The sequence below is a fragment of the Herbaspirillum sp. LeCh32-8 genome (assembly GCF_017814915.1).
Taxonomy (GTDB): Bacteria; Pseudomonadota; Gammaproteobacteria; order Burkholderiales; family Burkholderiaceae_D; genus Herbaspirillum.
This window is the reverse complement of the sequence record NZ_JAGIPZ010000001.1, coordinates 459,943-483,855: the sequence shown is the minus strand read 5'-3', so window position 1 is coordinate 483,855 and position 23,913 is coordinate 459,943. Positions and strand designations below refer to the sequence as shown.

Annotated in this window: 22 protein-coding genes; 2 read left to right on the top strand and 20 right to left on the bottom strand. The window is 61.9% G+C overall.

The window, feature by feature from the left end; all coding sequences use genetic code 11:
* Positions 1 to 50: 50 nt before the first annotated feature.
* The 10 genes from J8I26_RS02285 to epsL form a co-directional block, all read right to left on the bottom strand.
* On the bottom strand, positions 51 to 1,175 hold the full coding sequence (locus J8I26_RS02285; protein ID WP_245200019.1) for an acyltransferase: 1,125 nt from the start codon (positions 1,173 to 1,175) through the stop codon (positions 51 to 53).
* Positions 1,172 to 2,428 carry a glycosyltransferase gene (locus J8I26_RS02280; RefSeq protein WP_209603654.1) on the bottom strand — a complete coding sequence of 419 codons (1,257 nt, stop codon included), beginning with the start codon at positions 2,426 to 2,428 and terminating at the stop codon, positions 1,172 to 1,174. The genes J8I26_RS02285 and J8I26_RS02280 overlap by 4 nt, the downstream gene beginning before the upstream one ends.
* A gap of 74 nt (positions 2,429 to 2,502) precedes the next feature.
* Complete coding sequence (locus J8I26_RS02275) at positions 2,503 to 3,933, bottom strand: O-antigen ligase family protein (RefSeq protein WP_209603652.1); 1,431 nt, start codon at positions 3,931 to 3,933, stop codon at positions 2,503 to 2,505.
* A 159-nt stretch (positions 3,934 to 4,092) separates the two neighbouring features.
* Positions 4,093 to 5,736: an exosortase B gene (gene xrtB / locus J8I26_RS02270; RefSeq protein ID WP_209603650.1), complete on the bottom strand. Its 1,644-nt coding sequence runs from the start codon at positions 5,734 to 5,736 to the stop codon at positions 4,093 to 4,095.
* Positions 5,737 to 5,764: 28 nt separating this feature from the next.
* Positions 5,765 to 6,646: a chain length determinant protein tyrosine kinase EpsG gene (epsG, locus tag J8I26_RS02265; RefSeq protein WP_209603649.1), complete on the bottom strand. Its 882-nt coding sequence runs from the start codon at positions 6,644 to 6,646 to the stop codon at positions 5,765 to 5,767.
* Between the two features lie 67 nt (positions 6,647 to 6,713).
* Positions 6,714 to 8,120 (bottom strand): chain length determinant protein EpsF, encoded by a 1,407-nt coding sequence (epsF, locus tag J8I26_RS02260; protein ID WP_209603647.1) that lies wholly within the window; start codon positions 8,118 to 8,120, stop codon positions 6,714 to 6,716.
* A gap of 92 nt (positions 8,121 to 8,212) precedes the next feature.
* Positions 8,213 to 9,001 (bottom strand): polysaccharide export protein EpsE, encoded by a 789-nt coding sequence (gene epsE / locus J8I26_RS02255; RefSeq protein ID WP_209603645.1) that lies wholly within the window; start codon positions 8,999 to 9,001, stop codon positions 8,213 to 8,215.
* A 117-nt stretch (positions 9,002 to 9,118) separates the two neighbouring features.
* Positions 9,119 to 10,054, bottom strand: coding sequence for an EpsD family peptidyl-prolyl cis-trans isomerase (locus J8I26_RS02250; protein WP_209603643.1), 936 nt, complete (start codon positions 10,052 to 10,054; stop codon positions 9,119 to 9,121).
* 130 nt (positions 10,055 to 10,184) lie between these two features.
* Positions 10,185 to 11,600 (bottom strand): undecaprenyl-phosphate glucose phosphotransferase, encoded by a 1,416-nt coding sequence (locus J8I26_RS02245; protein WP_209603641.1) that lies wholly within the window; start codon positions 11,598 to 11,600, stop codon positions 10,185 to 10,187.
* Positions 11,601 to 11,610: 10 nt separating this feature from the next.
* On the bottom strand, positions 11,611 to 12,849 hold the full coding sequence (gene epsL / locus J8I26_RS02240; protein ID WP_209603638.1) for an XrtB/PEP-CTERM-associated polysaccharide biosynthesis outer membrane protein EpsL: 1,239 nt from the start codon (positions 12,847 to 12,849) through the stop codon (positions 11,611 to 11,613).
* A 442-nt stretch (positions 12,850 to 13,291) separates the two neighbouring features.
* On the opposite strand from epsL, the gene J8I26_RS02235 reads away from it, so the two are divergent.
* Positions 13,292 to 13,900 carry a phosphatase PAP2 family protein gene (locus J8I26_RS02235; protein WP_209603636.1) on the top strand — a complete coding sequence of 203 codons (609 nt, stop codon included), beginning with the start codon at positions 13,292 to 13,294 and terminating at the stop codon, positions 13,898 to 13,900.
* A 172-nt stretch (positions 13,901 to 14,072) separates the two neighbouring features.
* On the opposite strand, the gene J8I26_RS02230 is transcribed toward J8I26_RS02235, so the two are convergent.
* From J8I26_RS02230 to thrS, 9 genes are all read right to left on the bottom strand, one after another.
* Positions 14,073 to 14,597, bottom strand: coding sequence for a GNAT family N-acetyltransferase (locus tag J8I26_RS02230; protein ID WP_245200018.1), 525 nt, complete (start codon positions 14,595 to 14,597; stop codon positions 14,073 to 14,075).
* Positions 14,598 to 14,708: 111 nt separating this feature from the next.
* Positions 14,709 to 15,113: a MerR family transcriptional regulator gene (locus tag J8I26_RS02225; protein ID WP_209603634.1), complete on the bottom strand. Its 405-nt coding sequence runs from the start codon at positions 15,111 to 15,113 to the stop codon at positions 14,709 to 14,711.
* Positions 15,114 to 15,116: 3 nt separating this feature from the next.
* Positions 15,117 to 15,530 carry an integration host factor subunit alpha gene (locus J8I26_RS02220; RefSeq protein WP_209603632.1) on the bottom strand — a complete coding sequence of 138 codons (414 nt, stop codon included), beginning with the start codon at positions 15,528 to 15,530 and terminating at the stop codon, positions 15,117 to 15,119.
* Between the two features lie 66 nt (positions 15,531 to 15,596).
* Positions 15,597 to 18,023, bottom strand: coding sequence for a phenylalanine--tRNA ligase subunit beta (gene pheT, locus J8I26_RS02215; RefSeq protein WP_209603629.1), 2,427 nt, complete (start codon positions 18,021 to 18,023; stop codon positions 15,597 to 15,599).
* Positions 18,024 to 18,089: 66 nt separating this feature from the next.
* Positions 18,090 to 19,118: a phenylalanine--tRNA ligase subunit alpha gene (gene pheS / locus J8I26_RS02210; protein WP_209603627.1), complete on the bottom strand. Its 1,029-nt coding sequence runs from the start codon at positions 19,116 to 19,118 to the stop codon at positions 18,090 to 18,092.
* Between the two features lie 211 nt (positions 19,119 to 19,329).
* Positions 19,330 to 19,692 carry a 50S ribosomal protein L20 gene (gene rplT, locus J8I26_RS02205; RefSeq protein ID WP_006712690.1) on the bottom strand — a complete coding sequence of 121 codons (363 nt, stop codon included), beginning with the start codon at positions 19,690 to 19,692 and terminating at the stop codon, positions 19,330 to 19,332.
* 25 nt (positions 19,693 to 19,717) lie between these two features.
* The gene (rpmI, locus tag J8I26_RS02200; protein WP_006712688.1) at positions 19,718 to 19,915 is read right to left on the bottom strand and encodes a 50S ribosomal protein L35; all 198 of its coding nucleotides are present in this window, start codon (positions 19,913 to 19,915) and stop codon (positions 19,718 to 19,720) included.
* A 240-nt stretch (positions 19,916 to 20,155) separates the two neighbouring features.
* Positions 20,156 to 20,680, bottom strand: coding sequence for a translation initiation factor IF-3 (infC, locus tag J8I26_RS02195; RefSeq protein WP_209604750.1), 525 nt, complete (start codon positions 20,678 to 20,680; stop codon positions 20,156 to 20,158).
* An 82-nt stretch (positions 20,681 to 20,762) separates the two neighbouring features.
* Complete coding sequence (gene thrS, locus J8I26_RS02190) at positions 20,763 to 22,670, bottom strand: threonine--tRNA ligase (RefSeq protein WP_209603625.1); 1,908 nt, start codon at positions 22,668 to 22,670, stop codon at positions 20,763 to 20,765.
* A 528-nt stretch (positions 22,671 to 23,198) separates the two neighbouring features.
* Between thrS and J8I26_RS02185 the strand changes: the two genes are divergently transcribed.
* Positions 23,199 to 23,390 carry a hypothetical protein gene (locus J8I26_RS02185; protein WP_209603623.1) on the top strand — a complete coding sequence of 64 codons (192 nt, stop codon included), beginning with the start codon at positions 23,199 to 23,201 and terminating at the stop codon, positions 23,388 to 23,390.
* 96 nt (positions 23,391 to 23,486) lie between these two features.
* On the opposite strand, the gene J8I26_RS02180 is transcribed toward J8I26_RS02185, so the two are convergent.
* A complete protein-coding gene (locus tag J8I26_RS02180; protein ID WP_209603621.1) occupies positions 23,487 to 23,894 on the bottom strand; it encodes a response regulator in 408 nt (135 codons plus the stop codon).
* Positions 23,895 to 23,913 lie beyond the last annotated feature (19 nt).

Here is a 23,913-nt window from a genome sequence, read left to right as displayed (position 1 = left end):
AATCTTGCGTTGGAATGAGCGGATCAAGCAGGCCGGACAAGCCGGCCCGCTTAGCGGAATCGTGCGCGCACCGCGCGCAGCGGCACGTCGATGAAGCGGTCCACCAGCATGGCGAACAACAGTGAGAACACCAGCGCCGCCAGAATGTTGAGCGCCGGATTGGAGGACACCCAATCCACGTTGCTCAACAGGACTTCATGCGACAGGTAGATCGAATAGGAATAGATCCCGATGCGCTGCACCCAGCGCAGGTTGAGCCAGCGGAACGGAAAACTCTGCGGGTGCGACACCGAATAAAAGAACAGCGGGATCAGCGCAACGCCCTGCACCGAGTAGCGCAGCGTCTCGCGAAACACGTCGTCGCGCACCACCAGCGACAGCAGCAGCAGGAACACGCCCGCGCCCACGCCTACCATGCGCGCTGCGGGACGCATCAGGAAGGCGCGCCACGCGTCGGGCAGCTTCAGCGTGGCCAGAATGCAGCCGAAGAGGATGGAATCGATGCGGGTGTCGGTAGCGTAATAGGTGCGCTCCATCGAGGAGCCGGTGCCCACCACCAGGTAGTAGCGCCAGGCAAGGAAGGCCGCGCACAGGCCCAGCAGGTAGAGCGGAATGCGGCGATGGTCGGCGCGGCGCATCAGCAGCATGAACAGCGCCGGGAAGACGAAATAGAAATGCTCCTCCACCGCCAGCGACCAGAACACGCCGGTGCCCTGCGGCACCGTATGGCCGGCATCGAAGAACAGCACGTAGTAGTTGGCGAAGTAGAACAGCTGGGCAAAGAAGCCGCTCCATCCGGCGTGGCCGGTGAAGACGCCATAGTGCGTCAGCAGGTAGGTGATGGTCAGCACCAGCAGCAGCGGCGGCGTCAATCGCAAGACGCGGCGCACGTAGAAGTGGCGGATGTTGATGCCGCCGGTCTTGGTGAATTCGCGCACCAGCAAGGTGGTGATCAGGTAGCCGCTGAGGAAAAAGAAAATCGTCACGCCCAGGCCGCCGGGCACGATCTTGCCCAGCCCTGCATGGCTCAGGAACACGATGGCGATGGCCACCGCGCGCCAGCCGTCCAGCGAGGCAATTTCCTTGTGCTGGGTGTGCACCATGCTGCCGGCGGCGCCGGGGCGCTCGGCGGTCAGCACCTCGTCGTCGCGCTGCTTGGCGTGGGCCACCGTCATTGCGCGCCCTCCACCTGCGCTGCGTGAATGCGCTGCGCCTGCGGCGTTGCATGCAGCGCGAACAGGCGCGCCAGCTTGCCGGCCTCGACGCTGATCGAGTGACGCTCCACCGCGCGCACCTGTGCGGCCACGCCCATGCGTTCAAGCTGCTCGGGCGAGGCGGCCAGGCACTGCTCCATCGACTCCACCAGCCGCTCGACGTCGCCGGCCGGGAACAGCCAGCCGTTCTCGCCCTGCAGCACCAGCTCAGGGATGCCGGCCACATAAGTAGTCAGCACCGGGCGGCGCAGCGCCATGGCCTCCATGATCACCACCGGCAGGCCTTCGGCGAAACTGGGCAGCACCAGCGCGCGCGCAGCCAGCAGCTCGTCGCGCACCTGCTTGCTGCTGATCCAGCCGGTGATGCGGATCTTGTCCTGCAGGCCGTGGCGGCGGATCTGCTCTTCGATCTGCGGACGCATCTCGCCGTCGCCGGCCAGCACCAGCTCGAAATCCAGGCCCTTCCGATGCAGCTGGGCGGCTGCGTCCACCAGCAGCAGTTGGCCCTTCTGCTCGCACAGGCGGCCCACGCACACCAGCCGCGGCGCCGCCGCCACCTGCGTCGGCGCGCCGGCATAAAAGCCGCGGTCGAGGCCGCAATGCACGATGGCGACCTTGCTCCAGGCGGATTGCTCGACCCAGCGGTACAGCTGGCTCTGGCAGAACGAGGTGATGGCCACGGTGAAGGCCGAGCGGCGAATTTTTTCATCCAGACCCAACGCGAACGGCTTGTCGAACTCCTCCGGGCCGTGCACGGTGAAGCTGTAGGACGGGCCGCCCAGGGCTTGCGCCAGCATCACGATCTCGGTGGAGTTGGTGCCGAAGTGGGCGTGGATGTGATGCGCGCCGAAGGCGGCGGTCCACTCGACCACCTGCGCCGCCTCGGCCAGGTAGACCAGGTGGTAAGGCAGCGAACGCTCACCGCGCATGGCCATCCTGAAGGCCAGCCCGAGCGCCGAGAAGAACCTGCCCGGCCGCGCCATCAGCCGGCGCGCCAGCGGCGCCAGCAGGCCGCCCATGCCGCGCTGCAGGATGTACTGCGTACGCGCGCGCTCGGCACGGTCGTCCTCGTCGACGACCTCGGCATCCCAGCCGCGCAGCGCGATGCGCTGCACCTCGAAGCCCTGCTCCTCCACGGCGGCGATTTCACGCCGGATGAAGCTGTGGCTGACCTTGGGATACTGGTTGATGAAATAGGCTATTTTTGTTGGCATGTCATCTCTTGTGGCAATGTTGAGCGAGCGGCGTTCGGGCACGCCGCATCAGCGGGGAACGATCGCGGCGGGCCTCAGGCGCGACGCAATCCCTGCATGCCGGCTTGCTGCGCGCCGCGCGTTTTCTTCTTCAGCTGTTCGGCCTGGAAGGCTTCGCTGTTGAAATAGACCGAGCACCCCATCCCCAGGAACAGCCAGAAGTACCAGTTGAACGCTAGGTAGGCCAGCAGGTTGTCGGAGGCCGACACCACCAGGTACTCGATCAGGGTACAGATCAGGATCACCGCGCCCAGGCGGTCCAGCGCGTAGAGCTTGATCAGCATGCGCGCCACCTGGAAGAACACGGCCAGGTAAGCCACCGTGCCGATGAGGCCGGTGTCGAAGAACCACTGCACGAACACGCTGTGGGCGCCCCACTTGGTAGTGCCGGCCAGCGGGAAGAAGGTCTGCGAGTAGTACGGGAAGGACTCCACGCCATAGCCGGTCAGGTAGCGCGAGACCGACATCCACTTCAGGCCCGACTCCCACAGGTAGACGCGCCAGGCGAAGGAGTTCAGCTTGGCGTAGGTCTCGACGGTGTTGCCGCTGTCGAGCTGCATCACGCGCTCCTGCACGCTGGGCACCAGCAGCGCCAGCATCGGCAGCACCGCCAGGTAGATCAGGTAGCGCCGCTCGAAGATCAGGCCGTACACCGCAAACAGCATGAAGCAGGCGATCCACGCACTGCGCGTCTGCGTCAGCAGCAGCAGCCCGAACAGGCCGACCATGTAGCCGACCAGTACGAAGCGCTGGAACTGGTTGAGCGCGAACTCCTTCTTCTTGACCATGTACAGGCCCAGCGAAATCACCAGCGTCAGGTAGAAGGCAAAGATGTTGGGGTGGCCGAAGGTACTCTGCAGGCGGAAATTGGCCAGCCCGCCCCTGGCGTGCAGTGCGGTGTTGACGATCGCGTACAGCGCCGGGATGACCGACGAGGCCACCATCAGCTTGACCATCGAGCGAAAATCTTCGGGCGAGCGCACCACGTAGAAGGCGCAGATGAACACCGCGAAATAGGACGACAACGACAGCACGATCTTGATTGCCGCGCCGCGGTCCGGCGAGATCACCACGCCGACGCAGGCCACCGCCATCAGGATCAGCCACGGCACGATCACGCGGCGCGGCAGCAGCTTGGGCTTCTCCACCACGAACAGGAAGGCGATCAGGATGATCAGCGCGTTGATCGCGCCGCCCAGGCCGACGCCGCCGGTGCCGCCCACGCGGGTCGACTCCAGCACGATGTCGCCCGAGGCGCGCAGGAAGAAGATCATCAACAGCAGCAAACGGCGGTTGAAGATGAACAGGCCGCCCAGCACGAACAGCGCCGGCAGCGCCGCCAGCTTGCCGATGCTGTTGCCGGCCAGGCCGGTGAATACCGGCAGCGCCATGCCGACCAGTATCGAGACCAGCACAGCGGCGGCCAGTACGACCAGTTGCGATTTGTCGAGGGTGGTATTTTTCATGCTTTTATTCCTCTGCTTGCGGCCGCATTGGCCGGCAACGATGCGCGGCCGGGCACGCTCGCCCGTTGCAGTCCGCCTTGCACGGCGTGGATGAATTGAGCACGGTCGCGCCTCGGGGATGAAGACGCCGGGCGCCGACCGCGGCCGTTTGGATATAAATCAGGCTGGCACCATCAGCCCCGGATGGCCGCGGTGCATGGCGGCCTCCAGGTCCTTCAGGAAGCGCTGCTGCAGCGCATAGGCGCCCTCCTGCTGGGACGGGTTCTGCACCAGGCTGGAGGCGCGCACCAGGATGCCGTCGGAAATCCGCCCGGCCATGCCGGCGGTGAAGATCTTCCAGCGCGCGGCCAGGCCGCCGTCCGGGAAGGCGTCGCCGATGCGCATCCAGTAGCTGACCGCTTCCAGCCGGTCGTTGTTGCGCGCCAGGAAGCGCTGCCCCGTGACCGGTTTGCCTTCGGCGGTCTGCATGGCCAGCGGCGCGCCGCCCATCATCACGAAGCCCTGGGCGATGTAGCACACCTCGGGCGGGTGGATCTTCACGTCCTGCATCTGTTCGTTGGCATAGGCCAGCGCCAGCATCACCTGCTCGCCGCGGCTGTTGACGTAGGTGCGGCTGAGCACGTCGTCATAGGGCTGGTCGTAGTCGCGCGTTGTGCCGTCCTGCACGTCCACGCTGACCTGCACATAAGGCGACGGCACTTCGCGCCACTCGCCGAATTGCGCCGGCACGAAGGAGTCGAACCTGGTGGTCTTGACCACATTGGCCTCATGCGGGGCCAGCGCATGCGCTGCGCCGACCGAGGCCACCATGCCGACCGCCAGCACCAGCGCCGTCGGCAGGCCGATGGCGAACAGGCCGCTGCGCTCCTCGCGGGCCTGCTTGCGCACGCGCGGCACCGCCTCCGGTTCGGCCATGCCGCGCCAGCGGGCGTAACGCACCGCGATCAGGCGCAGCACGCTGTCCAGGCCGATGATCAGGCCCAGCGCCACCAGGAACAGCAGCATGCCGGCGAAGCCGTGCAGGAAGCCCTGCCCCGCCGCATCGCCCATGTAGTAGGTGATCAGCGCCAGCACCACCACGCGCACCGTGTTGGCGGTAAACGAGATCGGCACGATCAGCAGCGCCAGCGTGGTATTGCGCAGCAGCGACTGGTGCCGCACCAGGTTCATGTAGAGCAGGCCCAGCGCCTCCAGCGTGAACAGCGAGTTCAAGCCGGCGCAGGCGTCGGCCACCAGCAGCTGGTATTGGCCCATGTACAGGATCACGCCGCTGCGGGCGATCGGGTAATCGAAGGCGCGCAGCAGGTGCTCGGAGGCAAAGGACACGCCGATCTTCAGCGGCTGGGTCAGCAGGTCCACCACCGAGGCCGGCAGCGGCACCATGAACAGCATGAAGAAGAACGCGAACCACAGGCGGCGGCAGGTGCGCACGCCGAAGAACATCAGCACCAGTCCGGCCAGAATCGGGATCAGCGATCCCGCCTCCATGAACAGCACCGTCTGCGAGCGCCCCAGGGCGAAGCACAGCAAACCGAACAGCAGCACCAGGCCGCCGGCCAGCGGCGCGGGACGACGTTCGATCAGGCCCTCCTCGCGCAGCTGGCGCACCCGCACGAACAGATAGACGCAGGCCACCGCCAGCACGATGGGCCCGTGCGCATTGCGCTCGGTGCCCCACACGCCGTGGAACAGGTCGATGAAGCTGGGGATGTACATCGCCGCCAGGCCGACGGCGATCACCAGCCAGGGCGACAAGCTCAGCTTCTTCTTTTCCTGCAGCGGGAGGGTCTGCTCGATGGTCATGGTGCGCCTTGGCCGGGGTCGATGGGCATCAGAACTCGTTGAGCACGCTGCCCACCACGCGCACGTGGGCGCTGGCGAGGGTATCGGCCAGGGTGCGCACGCTGGTGATGTGGCTGACGTTCTTGCGCACCACCATCAGCGCCGCGCCGGTACGAACGGACACCATCTGGGCGTCGGCGCAGTCGATGCCCGGCGGCGTGTCGATCACGATCACGTCATAGCTGGGCGCCAGCTGCTGCAGCAGCTGCGCGAACGGCGCGCGCCCCAGCAGCTCCTGCGGGTTGGGCGGGGTGGGACCGGAGGTCATCACCGACAGGTCCACCAGCGCGGGCACGCGATGGATGGATTCGGCCGCGCCGGCGCGACCGGCGATCACCGCCGACAGGCCGAAGCGGTTGTCCAGGCCGAACAGTTCATGCTGGCGCGGATTGCGCATGTCGCCATCGATCAGCAGCGTACGTTCCCCCAGCTGGGAGAACACCACCGCCAGGTTGGCGGCCAGGTAGCTGCGCCCTTCGCCGCTGCCCGGGCTGGTCACGGCCAGCGACTTGTGGCCGTTATCGGCGTCGAACCAGCGCAGCATCAGCTGGCTGCGCAGCGCGCGCAGGGTTTCCACTTCCGGGCTGAAGGGGTCGTAGGCGGCCACCACTTCCTGGCTGACCAGGCTCTCGCCCTTTTGCAGGTAGGGGTAGTCGAACTGGGACGACAGCGCATGATCGATGTCGTCCTGGGTCAGCAGACCCAGCTGGATGGCGGCGTCGCCGAAACGCATGCCGCGTTCGCGTTGCAGGCGCAGGATGCGCTCGGCCTTGTCCGGCGTGAGCTTGCCCATGTCGATCAGGATCGCGCCGATGGAGCGGCTGGGCAAGGTGTTGCTGGCCTTGTTGCTGATCAGGATTGCAGTGTCCATGTGAGTTCCGATTCGTTGTGTACGCGAGGTACGTTGTGATCCGGCAAACCGGTCTGGGCTCCCCGCCTCAGGCGGCGGGCAGCGATCTGACGTTGCGGGCCAGCGCCGGGCGGCGGCTGCCGCGGCGCGCATGCAGGCTGGGGCGTGCGATGCTGCCCAGCACCGGCAGGCCCAGGCCTTCGACCAGGTCCACCTCCGAACGCACGCGGCGGTTGATCAGTTCCAGACCCAGCGCGGCCATCACGCCCAGCACCAGGCCGACGAACATCGACAGCACCAGGTTGACGAAGATGCGCGGGCTGGCCGGGCCGGTCGGCGGCACGGCGGTGGCCAGCAGCGAGATATCCGACTGGTTGGACTGGCCTTCCAGATTAGTCTGGGTGAAGCGCTGCGAGGTCAGCTCATAGGCCTTCTGGGCGCTGTCGAGGTCACGCTGCAGCACCGAGAGTTCGTCGCGGCTGCGGTTCAGATCCAGCACCTTCTTCTTTTGCGCGTCGAACTCGCCGCGAATCTCGGCTTCACGCTTGGCCAGGATCGAAGCGTTGGTGCTGACGCTGGCCGAGGTCGAGGCGATCGCCGCGTTCAGCTGCGCACGCAGGCCGTCCAGCTCCGCCTTGGCGTTCAGGTAGTCCGGATGGTTGGTGCCCAGGCGCTTGGCGGCCTGCGCGAAGCGGGCCTCGGAGGCTGCGACGTTGGCCCTCAGGTTCTGCACCAGAGGATTTGCCAGCACGTCGGGCGAGTTGGCGGCGCTGCCGGCGGCCTGGCGGCGCGACTGGGCTTCCGACAAAGCTCCCTGTGCGGCCACCAGCTGCGTGGAGAGATCGTTCAGGCGGTTGTTCTCGACGTCCATGCGATTGTCGAGGTTGGTGATGCCGTTTTCCTGCTGGTACTTCGACAGGCGGTTCTGCGCCTTTTCATAGTTTTCGCGCAGCACCTTGATCTGGTCGTTGAAGTAGACCGATGCCTTGCGGGTCGGATCCAGCTTCAGCTGCATGCTCACCTGCTGGTAAGCCTCGGCGAAGGCGTTGGCCATGGTCGCCACGAACTGCGGGTCGCGGCCCTTGTAGGTGATGTCGATCACGCTGCTGTCGCGCGAGGCGACTGCATCCAGGTTGGGCGACAGCGCGTCGGCCAGCCAGTTGCGAATGTCCAGCGGCGAACCGCTGCTGGCGTAGCTGGCCTTCACGGCCGGCTCGTTGACCAGCTTCAGGTTGTCGATCACGGTCAGCACGACGTTGCGGCTGTTGATGATGTCGACCTGGGTCGGCATGTAGCCCGGCAGCGCCTGGGCCGTGACCATCAGGCCGGTGACGGGGTCGTTGGCCTTGTAGTTCAAGACGACCGAGGACGTCGCCTTGTAGGTCTTGGGCAGCAGCAGGCTGACCACCAGGGCGGTCGCCACGGTGACGCCGAAGATCAGCAGGATGATCTTCATGTGCGCCCGCAGGATCAGCAGAAACTGGGATAGGTTCATTCTCGTTACTCCTGGAAAATCTGGCGAATGGTGCGCGTCGTCGCTCTGTCAGCCGAGGCGCGCATCTGTGTTTTCCCGGTTCCGACCCAAGGTCAGAACCAGCTCTCCTTGACATAGACGATGTCGTCGGCCTGCAGCATGTCTTCCTTCTTGACCGGCACTTCCTGCAGCGCGCCCTCAGCATCGCGGCGCTTGACCAGCAGGCCGCGCTCGGTGCCGCGCGGGGTCAGGCCGCCGCCCACCGACAGCGCCTGCAGCACGGTGGTGCCGCGCTCCAGCTTGTACATGCCGGGACGTTGCACCTCGCCGTAGATGTAGAAGCGCAGCGAGCGTTCCACATAGATCACGTCATTGGGCGAAATCGTCGGCAGTTCGCTGGTGTCGCCGTTGTGGGTGATGGCGTAGATGTCCACCAGGGTGCGGCTGATCTGGCCATTGACGGTGCGCACGATGGTGATGGTATCGCCGCCGTCGGGGTTCACGCCGCCGGCCAGCGCGATCGCGTCAGCGATGTTGCGCTTGCCGTCCAGTGGATAGCGGCCCGGCTTGTAGACCTGGCCCAGTACCGAGACCATCTGGCTTTGCGGCGTGGTGACCAGGATGTTGACCTGCGGGTTGACCAGGTAGCCGCCCTTCTTCAGCAGGTCGGCGATCTTGCGCTCGGCCTGCGAGGTCGACATGCCGCCGACCTGCACTTCGCCGATCAGCGGATAGCTGATGGAACCGGCTTCGCTCACGCGGGTTTCCAGGGTCAGGTCCTGACTGCCATAGACGTTGACGCGGATCACGTCGCCCGGTCCGAGGGGAATGTCGTCCGCGAAGGCGGAGGGGCCGAAACCGGCGATCATCAGGCCTGCGAGCAGCAGTAAGATTTTTTTCATCATGTTTTTTTAACTCCGGATTTACGTCTGTTGGTACATCGAAGGCATCGGTCCTGCGGATGCATCGGGTACGTCGGTTAGCCCACCATCAAATCTGTCGAATGCCGTCTCGCGGCCTCACTTGAGCCCGGACAGGCCGCGCGCGACCGAGTCGTCCTTGGCGCCTGCCGGATCGGCAGCAGTCGCGGCGGCCGGCGCCGCCTGCGCGTTGTCCTTCAGCGACTTGGCCTTGTCGAAGTAATCGATCTTGGCTTCGGCCCTCAAGTTGCCGATCGCCTGGTCGGTGATCTGGCCCTGCCGTTGCGCCATCAGGTACTGCTCGATCTGCGGCGCGGCGGCCACCGATGTCAACGGGGCCGGCTTGACGTCCGCCAACGAGGTCAGGATGGCGGCCTCGCCTTCCTTGACGATGAACAGGTGGCCGCGCTCCATGGTCTTCAATTCGGCCAGCATCGGCGGCGGCAGATCCATCGATGTCTTGGTCACCTGCAGGCGGCTGAAGGCGATGTTGCGCGAGCTCAGCCATGCGGCGACCTCTTCAAGAGGGCGCGTACCCACCATTAGTTCATTCAATTCCTTGCTCAGGTTGGCGTTGCTGATCACCAGCTCCGAGAATTCAAACTGCTTGCGCTGCGCGAACCAGTCGGGATGCTGGCCGTAAAAGTCGGCGATCTCCTGCTGGGTCGGGCGCGACGGCTTGGAGAGCTTCATCTGCACGTAGCTCTGCGCCAGCACCAGATCCTTGGCGCGCTCCATGTTGGCCAGCACGGTCGGGTTGGCGTCGAGCTTGTCCTTCTTGGCGGCATTGATCAGCAGTTGCCGCGCCACCAGGCCGTCCAGCACCTGCTTGCTGGCTTCGCGCGCACCGCCCCGGCCCAGCTCCGCGTTGAGCTGGTGTACGGTGATTTCCTTGCCGTCGACGCTGGCCAGCGCCTGGCCGGACGAAGCCTCATTCTTGCTGCCGCATGCCGCCAGCAATCCCAGCAGCGAGATGCAGGCTGCGGCTTTCAGTCCCCCCGTGGCGGCGGACAGTCGATATGTTCTTTTTGTCATCCTCAGAGCTTTCAGTGTTGATGTCTCGGTGAGTGAAAAGGCGGCAACTGCCCCACACTGCGGCCGACAGCTCCGCAATGCCTGCGATGGTGCAAGATCCGCCCGTTTCTGTTTGTTGTTAGGGGGCGGCCTAGTAAGCGTTTTCGCGCTTGAGCACCAGGCGCACGGTCTGGACGATGATCCACAGGTCAAAGGTGAGCGACCAGCGACGCAGGTACTCCAGGTCGAACTCGATACGCGCCTTCATCTTGTCCAGCGTCTCGGTCTCGCCGCGCAGGCCGTTGACCTGCGCCCAACCGGTGATGCCCGGCTTGACCTTGTGACGCAGCATGTAGCCCTTGATCTGCTTGCGATACAACTCGTTGTGCGCGACCGCATGCGGACGTGGCCCTACGATGCTCATGCGGCCCTGCAGGACATTGACGAACTGCGGCAATTCATCCAGCGAACTCTTGCGCAGGAAGCCGCCGATCTTGGTCAGTCGCATGTCGCCTTTCTGGGCCTGCTTGACGGCGGCGCCGTCTTCCATGACGGTCATGGAGCGGAATTTGTAGACCACGATCTCTTCGCCATCGAGGCCGTAACGGCGCTGCTTGAAGATGATCGGTCCCGGCGAAGTGGCCTTCACGCAGATCGACACCACCATCAGCACCGGCAACAGCATCAGCAGGATGATGGAGGCCAGGATGATGTCGCTGACGCGCTTGATGAAGTTGTTCATGCCGGTGAACGGCGTCTCGCAGATGGCCATCACCGCCATGCCGCCGACGTAGTCGAAGCGGGCCTGGATCAAGTTGAAGATGTAGATGTCGGGGACGAAGTAGATCGAGGCGGTGGTGTCCTGCAGCTCGTCGATCATCTGCAGCACGCGCGGCTGCGCCGAGATCGGCATGCTGATGTAGACCATGTTGATGTTGTGCTTGCGCACGTAGGCGGCCACATCGGACATCTTGCCCATCAGCGGGGTGAAGGTGCCCTGCGGCTGGCGGTTGATTTCACGGTCATCGAAAAAGCCCATCAGCTTGATCATCAGCGCCGGATAGTTTTCCATGCGCTCGGCCATCTTCAGCGCGGCCGGGTTGACGCCGATGATGATGGCCTTGCTGACTTCGCCCTTGGTGTGCAGGTCGCGCATCACGCGGCCCTGCGCATATTGCGACACCATCAGGCCGATCGGCGTGCCCAGCACCCAGGCGGTGATCACTTGCGGCGAGAACTGCTGGTAGAACTCGCAGATGTAGCCGATCAGACCCAGCACCGCGACCACGGCCAGCCAGTCGATGAAGATCGGCGCCACCGAGTGCACGCCCTTGGGGTTGCGGCGCAGGCGACGCTCGTGGAACTCGGAGAAGAAATAGGAGCTGATGAAGAAGGCCATGATCGCCAGCACCCAATAGTCACCGGAGAACGACAGGCCGTTCAGGCGCACCAGCACCCACAGATAACTCACGATCAGGGCCGGCTCAAGCAGGCGCTTGAAGACCATCACGATCACATTGGGCTTCACATTGACCAATGGCAAAGTGTCTTGGATTTCGTTATTCATTTTTGGGGCCTCAGAACTCATAGCGCGTGGTCAATGCAATACCGTTGGAGACGTAGCCGAAACTGTCGATGTTTGACTGCACATCTTCCCGATAGATACCCATCATCAGCGAGAGCGATCTGGTCGGGTAGTAAGTAATGCCGAAACTGGCCTTCTGATACCTGTCCTTCCGGCTGGAAGGAGTGACGCCTGTGATAACCGCCGCGCCGTTGTAGTTGCGGCGCTGATAATCGAGCGATCCGTCGAACCTCAGCTTGTCGGACGCCTTCAGCGTTGCCGCCAGACTGATGCCGGTGGTCAATGCGTAGTTCGCATCCACGTCGCTCAGACCACCGATCTCGCGCCAAAGATTCATTTTGAACGCCGTCTTTGCAGTTGCCTGCCAGTCCGCGATCAGGCGCGCGTTGAATCCGCTGTAATCCGCAGAGCCGCCATTGACGCGCTCGCGGGTGACATAGCCGCCCAGGAACTGCAGCTTGGTCTTGGCGCTGTAGAGCCAGGTCACGCGCGCCTTGAGCTCATCCTGGGTGAACGAGTTGTTGATCGACGAACCGTTGTTGAGCACCGTCGACTCCGGATAGTTCGCCTTCGTATGCCGCACCACCACGCCGGCGATGCTGCCGCTGCGTGCGGTGTAATCCAGGCCCAGGTCGGCGATGTCCTGCGTGAAGTTGTTCGCCTGCTGGGACTGCAGGTCGTAGTCCAGGCCGAAGCGCGAATACTGTGCGCGCACGGTCCAGTCCGGATGCAGCTGCCATGCAATCGTTGCGTACTTGGTCTGCATCGTGCGGATGTTTTTCTCCAGCACGCGCAGGTTCTGGAACGGCGTCAGGGCCTGCGAATACACATACCCGATGTCGCCCGTCAAATGCTCGCCGAGAGCCCAGCCCCAATAGGCATTGAGATCGCGGCCATCGTTATCGAACTGCTTGAAGTAATCGAAACTGTTTTTGTTGAGACTGGCATCCAGCTTGATGTGCTGACGGCTGAACATCCTGTCGAAGCGAATCCCTCCTACGGTGGAATGCACGTAATCGGACATCTGGGTGGTGCCGACGGCGGATTGCGCAGCGGCGGCATCTCGCAGTCGCAGCAAATTGTCGTCGTAGAGAATCGAGTATTGCGCGTAAGGGGTGATGACTTGTTGGTCGTCCGCCGCACGCGCCTGCTGCATCGTCGCAAAGGCAATCAAAGCAAGGACTTGCGCGCTCTTTCGACGGGTACTCCATTGGTTAACCTGCCAAGCCATATTTCCCAATGTCCTTTCTTTTTTAATTCGTCTTTTAAAACAATGGCAATTTCCGGCGCCGCTATTGCTGCATCGCAACAGGAAAAATCAGGTTTCATCATGCATCATTTTCGCCAATTAATCAAAAAAAATTGGAGAAATTTGTTGCAGAGTGTAAAAATATGTGTTAATGCAAAAACACTCAATGTTCGTCAATCGGAGAATCCCGACAGCCGCTGTAGGAAAGCAGGAAGTTTCTGCTCCCGTAATGCCGACAAGCCCGGAATTGGCGACAAGTTTTGCTCTTGCGCGAACTTGCGCCACCGCCGGCAATCAACCTCATCTTCAGGCTGATGCCGCAAAGTTATCGATGGACATCTAATAAATATTCATTTGTCACACCGAACAAAACTTAAGATCGCTGGAGTCGGAAATAGGTTCTTCAAATGTCGGAATTCAATACATGAGCTGGTGGCACACCATTACCTTTTTAGGCGACAGCGCCTTCACCGTTCCCGGCGCCTGCATGGTGGCGCTGTGGCTGGGCTTGAACGGCTGGTGGCGGCAGATGCTGCGCTGGCTGCTGGCGTTCGGCGTGGCGATGATGATCGTGGTAATCACCAAGCTGCTCTTCATGGGCTGGAACATCACGCCGCCGCTGCTCTACAACTTCACCGGCATCAGCGGCCACACGGCATCGGCGACGGCGCTTTACCTGACGCTGGCGGTGCTGCTCACGGAAGGCAGATCAGCACAGGCGCGCGGCTTGGCACTAACGCTCGCCTGCGCGCTGCTGCTGTCGGTGGGTCTCTCGCGCTTCATGATCAAGGTGCACTCCGCGTCAGAAGTCGTCACCGGATTGATGGTGGGCGCGGCGGCGGCGTGGTGGTTCTGCCGCGGGTTGGCGCCGGAGCGTAAAAGCTTGCGCGCAAGCCTGGTGCTGGTGGCGGCCGCCGCCTTCATGCTCACCGGAACGGCAGGCCAGCCCGCCCCCACGCAGGCGCTGCTCAAACAGATTGCGCAATCGCTGTCGGGACGCGATCAGGTGTATTCGCGCACCATCCCGCTTTGACGCGCACAGCGGTACGTGTGCGCGATGTGGCGAGACGCGCCGCCCACCTGTGATGCGGTGAAGGTCGCATCGACATGCGATGCCATGCGCGACGCCACCGACACCGGTATCGGCATCGGCCAATAAAAAAGCCGGGCATCCGCCCGGCTTTTTTTGCAGCACGCTTGCCTCATCAAATCCGCTTCACTAGATACAAGGCCTGCGCATCATAGCTGGCCAGCTTGTCGCGCAGCGCGGCCGAAGGCGCGGCCACGTCATCGAAGCCGAAGCTACGCCAATACGGCGCCGAGCCATGCACCGCCACCAGCGCCGCCTGCGCATAGGCCTCGCACGCCATCAATGCAGACAACAACGCCATCAACGCACGCCCCAAGCCCGCGCCGCGTGCAGCAGGCAGCAAAGCAACGTCATGCAGATAGAGGCAATCAGCCGCCGCATCGATCTGCTGCAGCCTGCTGTCCAGCGCCGGCGGCACGCCCAGACGCGCCGGATGCATGAAGGCGTAACCGATGACGTCACCGCCCTCGCCCGCCGCGATCAGGCATCCCTGCGGATATAGCGCCAGGCGCTCAACGAAGACTTCCCGCCGCTCGAAGAATCCGGCATGCACCACGGCAGCCACCGCCATCACATGATCGAGATCGGCTGCCGTCATCGGCCGCCATGTGTGCTTCACGTTCTTGCCTGTCTGATCCATGAGCGATGCGAAATGAAATGCTGTAAAAAAATCCGGGGGCAATAAAAAAACCGCTGCGCGAGGCAGCGGTTTTTCGCGCAGGCGCCGACGTGTCGGCTTAGGCCTAAAGCCTTATGCCTGTCGCGCGCCGGGACGCAGAATGTCGAGCACGTTGAGCAGCTCGGCGCGCACGCGCTCGATACCCTCTTCGTCCAGGCTGATGGCGGGCGGCTGCACGATCTCCGGCTGCTCGGGCTCGTTGCTGCCATCAAGCTTGTTGCGCGCGCCGCTGATGGTGAAGCCCTGCTCGTACAGCAGCTCACGGATACGGCGGATCAGCAGCACTTCGTGGTGTTGGTAATAGCGGCGATTGCCGCGACGCTTCACCGGCTTCAACTGGGTGAATTCCTGCTCCCAGTAACGTAGCACGTGCGGCTTCACGCCGCACAGTTCGCTGACTTCGCCGATCGTGAAATAGCGCTTGGCGGGAATCGGCGGCAAGACGATTGCCGCTGGTTTGTTGACGCGATCGTTCATAGATTAGACGGGCAACTCAACGGGATTGCCGCTGGAGAGCTCCACCATTTCCTTGAGTTTCTGGCTGGCGTGGAACGTGACCACACGCCGTGCCGTGATGGGAATTTCTTCACCGGTCTTCGGATTGCGGCCAGGCCGTTGCGGCTTGTCGCGCAGCTGGAAGTTGCCGAAGCCGGACAGCTTGACGGCCTCGCCGCGCTCAAGGGCGTTGCGGATCTCGTCGAAGAAGGTTTCCACCATGTCCTTGGCTTCGCGCTTGTTCAGACCGACCTGCTCGAACAAAAGTTCGGCCAGTTCGGCCTTGGTCAGCGTGGGCAGGCTCTTGTCGGCTTGCGAACGCGCCTGCGATTCCATCACGGCGCGATGCAGGTCGGCATCCAATACGGATTGAAATTCGTTCGAATTCACATTGTTCATGGCGATGAATGACAGGGCCTGTAATACCGATTCCGGTCTGTTTTAGTTTTACTCGCGGGGATCACATCAGGCACGCAATCTGGCGCCAAGCTTTGCGGTCGCTGCTGTCACCAGAGCACTCATCGCAACGTCGACCTTGTCATCCTGAAGGGTGTTTTGAGTATCTTGCAAGGTGAATCGGAACGCAAGGCTTTTTTCGTCATTTTCCAGACCCTTGCCTTGATATTCATCAAATAAAACAATGGCTTGGATGATACCGCACGCCGGGTTGGCCTGCTTTTCGGCAGCGAAAATATCCAGTAATTGCTGGGCCGCCACCGGCTGCTTGACCACCAGCGCCAGGTCACGGCTGACCGCCGGGAACTTGGAGATTTCGGCGTAAGTCGGCAGGTCGCGCTGCTGCAATGCATCAGCATCCACCTCGAACACCACCGGCGCCAGCGGCAGGTCGTATTTTTGCTGCCACTTGGGGTGCAGTTCGCCGATCACGCCGATGACTTGCTCACCCAGCATCACCTGCGCCGAGCGTCCCGGATGCAGGGCCGGGTGTTCGGTTTTGGCAAAGCGCAGCGTGCGCGGCGCGAACAGGGCCTCAAGATCGGCCTTGACATCGAAGAAGTCGACGTTGCGGCTGCCCTGCCCCCACTGCTCTTCCACCACCGGGCCGTAGGCCAGTGCGGCGACGCGCTTGGGCTGGTCGAAACCGGCCACCGACAGCGGGCCGTCGGCGACGGCGACGTTCTTGCTGAATACCGCACCGGCTTCGAACACACGAATGCGCGAAGCCTTGCGATTGATGTTGTAGCGCGCGTTGGCGACCAGGCCGGCGATCAGCGAGGAACGCATCACGCTCATCTGGCTGGCGATCGGGTTCTGCAGCTTGATCGGATCAGCATTGCCGGCGAAGTCCGCTTCCCACGCCGTCTCGACGAAGCTGAAGTTGACCACCTCCTGATAGTCCTGGTCAGCCAGCAGACGACGGATGGCGAACAGCGAACGGGTATTCTCCGGCGCGATGCGCATGGCGTTGGCAGCCACCGGCGGCAAGGTCGGGATGTTTTCGAAACCGTAGACGCGGGCGACTTCTTCGATCAGGTCTTCCTCGATCTCGATGTCGAAGCGATAGGACGGCGGCGTCACCGAGAACAGGCCCGGCTCTTGCGTGAACGACAGGCCGAGGCGCTTGAAGATGTCGGACACCATCTCGTCGGTGATGGCCACGCCGATCACTTTGGTGGCGCGCGCGGTGCGCAGCTGCACCGGCTCGCGCTTGGGCAGGTTGACGATCTGGTCGTCGACCGGGCCGATTTTGGTATTCGGGGTGCCGCAGATTTCGATCAGCAGCGCGGTGATGCGCTCGATGTGGTCGACCACGGTGGCGAAGTCCACGCCGCGCTCGAAGCGATGAGCGGCATCGGTCGAGAAATTGTAGCGGCGCGCACGGCCCTGGATCGCCTGCGGGAACCAGAAAGCCGCTTCCAGATAGATGTTGGCGGTGTCCAGCGAAACGGCGGTGGAGTCGCCGCCCATGATGCCGGCCAGCGATTCGATTTCCTTCTCGTCCGAGATCACGCCGACCCATTCGTCGATGTCCACGGTATTGCCGTTGAGGAGCTTGAGCGACTCGCCCTTCTTGCCCCAGCGCACATCGAGGCCGCCGTGGATCTTGTCCAGGTCGAACACGTGCGACGGACGACCCAGCTCCAGCATCACATAGTTGGAGATGTCCACCAGCGCCGAGATCGGACGCTGGCCGCTGCGCTCCAGGCGCTGCTTCATCCACTGCGGGGTTGCGGCTTTGGCATTGAGGCCGCGGATCACGCGACCGGCGAAGCGACCGCACAGGTCGGGCGCGGAAATGCGCACCGGCAGCTTCTCATCCAAGTTAGATGCGACCGACTGGAACGCCGGCGCCTTCAGCGGCGCGCCGGTCAGCGCCGACACTTCGCGCGCCACACCCAGCACCGACAGGCAGTCGGCCTTGTTGGGGGTCAGCTTGATGGTGAACTTGAGGTCGTTCAACTGCAGGTAATCACGGAAATTCTGGCCGACCGGGGCATCGTCCGGCAGCTCCAGCAGGCCACTGTTTTCGTCCGACAGCTTCAGCTCGCGCGCCGAGCACAGCATGCCCTGCGATTCCACGCCGCGCAGCTTGCCGACCTTGATTTCGAAAGGCTTGCCATCGGCGCCCGGCGGCAGCACGGCGCCCACCATGGCGCACGGCACCTTCAGGCCGGCGCGCACGTTGGGAGCGCCGCACACGATGTTGAGGATGGTGCCGGTGTGCACGTTGACGCGGCACACGTTCAGGCGATCGGCGTCGGGGTGCTTGGTCACTTCCAGCACCTCGCCCACCACCACATTGGTGAAGGGCGGCGCGACCGGCTCGACTTCTTCCACTTCCAGGCCGGACATTGTCAGCGAATGCGAGAGCTCATCCGACGTCATGTTCGGATTAACCATCGTGCGCAACCAGTTTTCAGAGAATTGCATGATTCAGACTTTCAGCTATCAGCCGGACGCGCCGCGTTCTGGCACGCGGCGCGCTTCGTTATCGATTTAATTGAATTGCTTCAGGAAGCGCAGGTCGCCTTCGTAGAACAGGCGCAGGTCGTTGATCCCGTAACGCAACATGGTCAGGCGCTCAAGGCCGGAGCCGAACGCGAAACCGATGTACTGCTCGGGATCCAGGCCCATGTTGCGCACCACGGTCGGGTGCACCTGGCCGGCGCCGGAGACTTCCAGCCAGCGGCCCTTCAGCGGACCGCTGCCGAAGGCGATGTCGATCTCGGCCGAAGGCTCGGTGAACGGGAAGTACGAGGGACGGAAGCGCACCTGCAGGTCGTCGGTCTCGAAGAAGGCCTTGACGAAGTTGAGGTAGACACCCTTCAGGTCGGCGAAACTGATGTCCTCGGCGATCCACAGGCCCTCGACCTGGTGGAACATCGGCGAGTGGGTGGCGTCGCTGTCGACGCGGTAAGTACGACCCGGGGCGATGACCTTGATCGGCGGCTTGTTCATGCGGGCGTAGCGCACCTGCATCGGGCTGGTGTGGGTACGCAGCAGCAGCGGCTTGCCCTGGGTGTCGTTGCCTTCGATGTAGAAGGTGTCCTGCATCGAGCGCGCCGGGTGGTTTTCCGGGCTGTTCAATGCAGTGAAGTTGGTCCAGTCGGTCTCGATTTCCGGGCCGTCGGCCACGTCGAAACCGATGGAGCGGAAGATTTCCTCGACGCGCTGCCACGAGCGCATCACAGGATGGATGCCGCCGACGCCGCGACCACGGCCGGGCAACGTGACGTCGATCGCTTCCGCATTCAGGCGCGCCTGCATCTGGGCGTTGGCCAGTTCGTCGCGACGCGCATTGAGCGCGTTTTCGATCTGTTCCTTGGCGACGTTGATGATCGCCCCTTGGGCCTTGCGCTCTTCGGGAGCCAGCTTGCCCAGTCCCTTCATCTGCTCGGTGATCTGGCCGGTCTTGCCGAGGTACTTGGCCTTGGCGTTTTCCAGTGCGGCGGCGTCAATCGCGGCGGCGAAATCGCCTTGTGCCTGCGTAACGAGTTGACCCAGAAGTTGGTCTAGGGGATTCATGCGGTAAGTCTCGCTCCAATCGAAAATCCGACGACGAAGTCGAAAAGAAAAAGATCCGCGCACAAAGCGGGATCAGAAAATCGGTGGATCAAAAACATACGGGGCATCGGTATTTCACCTTTGCCCCGCAGGATTGCAGCGCCGGCTGCATAATTTAACGTAGAAACGTTGACGTAGAGGCCGCCGGCGACCGCATCAACACGCTGACGATTTAGGCGGCAGCGATGTTGGCCTTCACCTGGTTGACGATGGCGGCGAATGCAGCCTTGTCGGTGACAGCCATGTCGGCCAGAACCTTACGGTCCAGTTCGATCGCAGCCTTCTTCAGGCCGTTCATGAACACGCTGTAGGTCACGCCGTGCGAACGCGCAGCGGCGTTGATACGGGCGATCCACAGGGCACGGAACACGCGCTTCTTGTTACGACGGTCACGGTACGCGTATTGACCAGCGCGCATGACTGCTTGCTTGGCAATACGGTAGACGTTTTTACGACGACCGCGGTAACCCTTGGCGAGGGCGAGGACTTTCTTGTGACGGGCACGCGCTGTTACCCCACGTTTGACTCTAGGCATAGTAGCTCCTTAATTGAGTGTGAGGTTAAGCGAACGGCAGCATTGCGCGAACGGAATTCAGGTTCGTCTCGTGGACGCCCTCAGTACCGCGCAGTTGACGCTTGTTCTTGGTGGTCTTCTTGGTCAGGATGTGACGCTTGAAGGCTTGACCGCGCTTGACGGTGCCACCCGGGCGAACGCGAAAACGCTTCTTCGCGCTGCTCTTCGATTTCATCTTAGGCATAGCAACTCTGTCCTTCCGGACAGCTCCATTTTTTGATGATTGCAGGTGGCAGCAATGCTCGCTGCTCTTTGATGCCTGCTCTCACTTATTTGACGGCGCGGGATTTTCACCCTCGCCGCTTTTGCCCTGCACATTTGACTGCACCGGGCAAATCCTTTGTCGGCCTTACGCTTGACCGCTTTCGCGGCGCGGACGATATCGGGGAGACATCGTCCGGATACGGCTAACTGCAGTGACTGCTTACTTCTTTTTCTTGGGCGCCAGGACCATGATCATCTGGCGACCTTCCATCTTGGGAAACTGCTCGACTTGGCCGAAAGGCTCCAAATCAGCCTTCAAACGCTCCAGCATGCGCATGCCGATCTCCTGGTGGGCCATTTCGCGACCGCGGAAACGCAGCGTGATCTTGGTCTTGTCCCCTTCTTCCAGGAACTTGGTCAGGTTGCGCAGCTTGATGTTGTAATCGCCATCATCGGTGCCAGGACGGAATTTGACTTCCTTGACCTGGATGACCTTCTGCTTGAGCTTGGCTTCGTGAGCTTTCTTCTGCTCCTGGTACTTGAACTTGCCATAGTCCATCAAGCGGCAGACCGGAGGCTGAGCGGTTGGCGCGATCTCGACCAGATCCACTTCCGCCTCTTCCGACAGGCGTAAGGCCTCTGCCAAGCTGACGATGCCCAGCGGCTCGTTATTGACACCCGATAAGCGCACTTCCGGCGCAGTGATCTCGCGATTCAGGCGATGCGACGACTTGTCAGTAGCTATTGCCGTTTCCTTTTAAAATCCAATAAATTAAGCCGTGCTTTTGCGCTGAAGAGGAAGCTTTTGCTTCCTCCGATCAACTTGATCAGGCTTTGGTGTCGACCTCAGTTTTGAGGCGCTCCACCAAGGTGTCGATGGACATCACGCCCAGATCGACATTGCCCCGCGCACGCACGGCCACTGTGTTGGCATCCCGTTCTTTATCGCCGACAACCAAGATATAGGGCGGCTTCTGAATGGAATGCTGCCGTATTTTATAGGTAATCTTCTCGTTGCGCAAATCGGTCTCGACCCTAAACCCTTGTTTCTTCAGCGTTTGTGCAACGCTCTTGACGTAATCGGCTTGCGCGTCGGAAATATTCAGCACCACAACTTGCACCGGAGCAAGCCACAGCGGCATCGCGCCGGCATGGTTCTCGATCAGGATGGCGATGAAGCGCTCCAGCGAGCCGACGATCGCACGGTGCAGCATCACCGGCACCTTGCGGTCGTTGTCTTCCGTGACATATTCCGCACCCAGGCGCGCCGGCATCGAGAAATCGACCTGCATGGTGCCGCACTGCCAGGAACGGCCGATCGAGTCCTTCAGGTGGTATTCGATCTTGGGGCCGTAGAAGGCGCCCTCGCCCGGCAACTCCTCCCACTCCGAGCCGGAGGCGCGAATGGCTTCGCGCAGCGCGTTTTCCGCCTTGTCCCAGACCTCTTCGGCGCCGATGCGCTTTTCCGGACGCAGCGCCAGCTTGACCGCGACTTCCTTGAAGCCGAAGCAATCATAGACTTCACGCACCACCTTGTTGAAGGCAGCAACTTCTTCCTGGACCTGGTCTTCGGTACAGAAGATGTGACCGTCATCCTGAGTGAAACCGCGCACGCGCATCATGCCGTGCAGCGCGCCGGACGGCTCGTTCCGGTGGCATTGGCCGAACTCGCCGTAACGCAGCGGCAGGTCGCGGTAGCTGTGCAGGCCGGAGTTGAAGATCTGGATATGACCCGGGCAGTTCATCGGCTTGAGCGCATAGGCGCGGTTTTCCGACTCGGTGGTGAACATGTTGTCACGGTAGTTATCCCAATGACCGGTCTTTTCCCACAGCGAACGATCCAGGATCTGCGGCGCCTTCACTTCCTGATAGCCGCTGTCCTGATAGATGCGACGCATGTATTGCTCGACCTGTTGCCAGATCGACCAGCCCTTGGGGTGCCAGAAGATCAGGCCCGGCGCCTCGTCCTGGAAGTGGAACAGGTCCAGCGCGCGACCCAGCTTGCGGTGGTCGCGCTTCTCGGCCTCTTCCAGCATGTGCAGGTAGGCCTCTTGGTCTTCCTTCTTGGCCCAGGCGGTGCCGTACACGCGCTGCAGCATCTCGTTGTTGGAGTCGCCGCGCCAGTAGGCGCCGGCCAGCTTCATCAGCTTGAACACCTTCAGCTTGCCGGTGGACGGTACGTGCGGACCACGGCACAGGTCGGTGAACTTGCCCTCGCTGTACAGCGAGACGTCCTCGTTCTGCGGAATGGAGGCGATGATCTCTGCCTTGTAGTCTTCGCCGATGGACTTGAAGTAGCTCACCGCCTCGTCGCGCGGCAGCACCTTGCGGGTCACCGGCTCATCCTTCTTGGCCAGCTCGGCCATCTTCTTCTCGATCGCCTCAAGGTCCTCAGGGGTGAAGGGACGCTTGTACGAGAAGTCGTAGTAGAAGCCGTTGTCGATCACCGGGCCGATGGTCACCTGCGCGTCAGGGAACAGCTCCTTGACGGCATAGGCCAGCAAGTGGGCGGTGGAGTGGCGGATCACTTCCAGGCCGTCAGCATCCTTGTCGGTCACGATGGCCAGATCAGAATCCTTGTCGATCAGGAATGAAGTATCCACCAGCTTGCCGTCAACGCGGCCTGCCAGCGCCGCCTTGGCCAGGCCGGTGCCGATATTGGCGGCGACCTGCGCCACCGTCACCGGGCCATCGAACTGGCGTTGCGAACCATCGGGAAGACGAACTGAAACCATTTTGCACTCCATGTCGGCAGCCATGCTGCCTTGCCTGTTTTGGGTAGATGATGTCAAAAATGACGGACGAAAAAAAACGCGGGCCAGCCGCGCTTTTTCTTAAGACGAAAAAGAACCCGACTAGCGTCGCTCGAAACCCTCGGTGGTAGTTCGCGGTGTCATAACCGGTTTGCCTTTCTCGCTCTTACAGAATGAATGTGTGGATCCGCGCAAAGACTGCGCGCCCCATCGGTCGGGCGGCCAATGCATATGCCAATCGATGAGCCGTTGATTATAGCAAATTAATGCCCGCGCCCGAACAAGTTCATTACTTGCCCAACAACCAACTTCAGGCATGAATAAGGCGTTATGCACAATTACATGCAGTTACTCCAAGTCCGACAATTCCGCACAACAATTGCATGCCGCCAATTGTTCAAAATTCTTTCACCATTAACAGATGCAAATGAGCTTTTTTAACGCAACACAGTCATAAATACAGGCGCCCTCCCGTGCTACGATCCACGCTGCCCTTCGGAGAACCGCAACATGCCTGACGAACACAATTGCATCGAACACCATACCGTGATCAACGATGTTTCATACACCCTGCAAAGCCGCACGGTAGAGCTGGATAACGGCGAACGCCATCAGGAATACCGGGTATTGCAGAATGGCACCGAGGTGAAGTCATGGACCCGCGGAGACATCCTCCCCTACTTCGGACTGAACCGCGGCTGAGCCCGACCCAACGCGCGTTGCGCACAAACAAAAACGGCATCCACTGGGATGCCGTTTTTCATTCGAGCATGCAACGGGCCAGCAACCCGCACCCCCTTATGCCTTTTCGAGATTGGCGCGACGCGCCAGGATCTTCTCGATCTTCTCCTTCAGCGTGGCCGCGTTGAACGGCTTGACGATATAACCGTCCGCGCCCGACTGCGCCGCCTCGACGATGTTCTCCTTCTTGGCCTCGGCCGTAATCATCAATACCGGCAGATGCGCCAGCGCCGGCGTGGAGCGGATCTTCTTGAGCAGGGTCAGGCCATCCATCACAGGCATGTTCCAGTCCGTGAGCACGAAGGTGATCGGCATGGCGCCGCCCTCAAGGATTTTCAACGCCGACGAACCGTCATCCGCCTCGGCAATCCTGGTGTACTCCAGCTCCTTCAGCAGGCCGCTGACGATACGCCGCATTGTCGAAAAGTCATCGACCACTAAGAAATACTGATCATCTGCCGCCATAGCTAAGTCGCGCGTCCGT

What these genes read in the sequence shown, in the direction of transcription:
- rpmI (WP_006712688.1), bottom strand. Translation starts at nt 19,915, where the DNA reads ATGCCTAAGATGAAATCGAAGAGCAGCGCGAAGAAGCGTTTTCGCGTT.
- pheT (WP_209603629.1), bottom strand. Translation starts at nt 18,023, where the DNA reads ATGCAATTCTCTGAAAACTGGTTGCGCACGATGGTTAATCCGAACATG.
- J8I26_RS02185 (WP_209603623.1), top strand. Translation starts at nt 23,199, where the DNA reads ATGCCTGACGAACACAATTGCATCGAACACCATACCGTGATCAACGAT.
- J8I26_RS02220 (WP_209603632.1), bottom strand. Translation starts at nt 15,530, where the DNA reads ATGAACAATGTGAATTCGAACGAATTTCAATCCGTATTGGATGCCGAC.
- J8I26_RS02285 (WP_245200019.1), bottom strand. Translation starts at nt 1,175, where the DNA reads ATGACGGTGGCCCACGCCAAGCAGCGCGACGACGAGGTGCTGACCGCC.
- J8I26_RS02245 (WP_209603641.1), bottom strand. Translation starts at nt 11,600, where the DNA reads ATGAATAACGAAATCCAAGACACTTTGCCATTGGTCAATGTGAAGCCC.
- epsL (WP_209603638.1), bottom strand. Translation starts at nt 12,849, where the DNA reads ATGGCTTGGCAGGTTAACCAATGGAGTACCCGTCGAAAGAGCGCGCAA.
- J8I26_RS02235 (WP_209603636.1), top strand. Translation starts at nt 13,292, where the DNA reads ATGAGCTGGTGGCACACCATTACCTTTTTAGGCGACAGCGCCTTCACC.
- J8I26_RS02275 (WP_209603652.1), bottom strand. Translation starts at nt 3,933, where the DNA reads ATGAAAAATACCACCCTCGACAAATCGCAACTGGTCGTACTGGCCGCC.
- J8I26_RS02230 (WP_245200018.1), bottom strand. Translation starts at nt 14,597, where the DNA reads ATGGATCAGACAGGCAAGAACGTGAAGCACACATGGCGGCCGATGACG.
- J8I26_RS02250 (WP_209603643.1), bottom strand. Translation starts at nt 10,054, where the DNA reads ATGACAAAAAGAACATATCGACTGTCCGCCGCCACGGGGGGACTGAAA.
- J8I26_RS02180 (WP_209603621.1), bottom strand. Translation starts at nt 23,894, where the DNA reads ATGGCGGCAGATGATCAGTATTTCTTAGTGGTCGATGACTTTTCGACA.
- J8I26_RS02225 (WP_209603634.1), bottom strand. Translation starts at nt 15,113, where the DNA reads ATGAACGATCGCGTCAACAAACCAGCGGCAATCGTCTTGCCGCCGATT.
- epsE (WP_209603645.1), bottom strand. Translation starts at nt 9,001, where the DNA reads ATGAAAAAAATCTTACTGCTGCTCGCAGGCCTGATGATCGCCGGTTTC.
- thrS (WP_209603625.1), bottom strand. Translation starts at nt 22,670, where the DNA reads ATGGTTTCAGTTCGTCTTCCCGATGGTTCGCAACGCCAGTTCGATGGC.
- J8I26_RS02280 (WP_209603654.1), bottom strand. Translation starts at nt 2,428, where the DNA reads ATGCCAACAAAAATAGCCTATTTCATCAACCAGTATCCCAAGGTCAGC.
- epsF (WP_209603647.1), bottom strand. Translation starts at nt 8,120, where the DNA reads ATGAACCTATCCCAGTTTCTGCTGATCCTGCGGGCGCACATGAAGATC.
- rplT (WP_006712690.1), bottom strand. Translation starts at nt 19,692, where the DNA reads ATGCCTAGAGTCAAACGTGGGGTAACAGCGCGTGCCCGTCACAAGAAA.
- epsG (WP_209603649.1), bottom strand. Translation starts at nt 6,646, where the DNA reads ATGGACACTGCAATCCTGATCAGCAACAAGGCCAGCAACACCTTGCCC.
- pheS (WP_209603627.1), bottom strand. Translation starts at nt 19,118, where the DNA reads ATGAATCCCCTAGACCAACTTCTGGGTCAACTCGTTACGCAGGCACAA.
- xrtB (WP_209603650.1), bottom strand. Translation starts at nt 5,736, where the DNA reads ATGACCATCGAGCAGACCCTCCCGCTGCAGGAAAAGAAGAAGCTGAGC.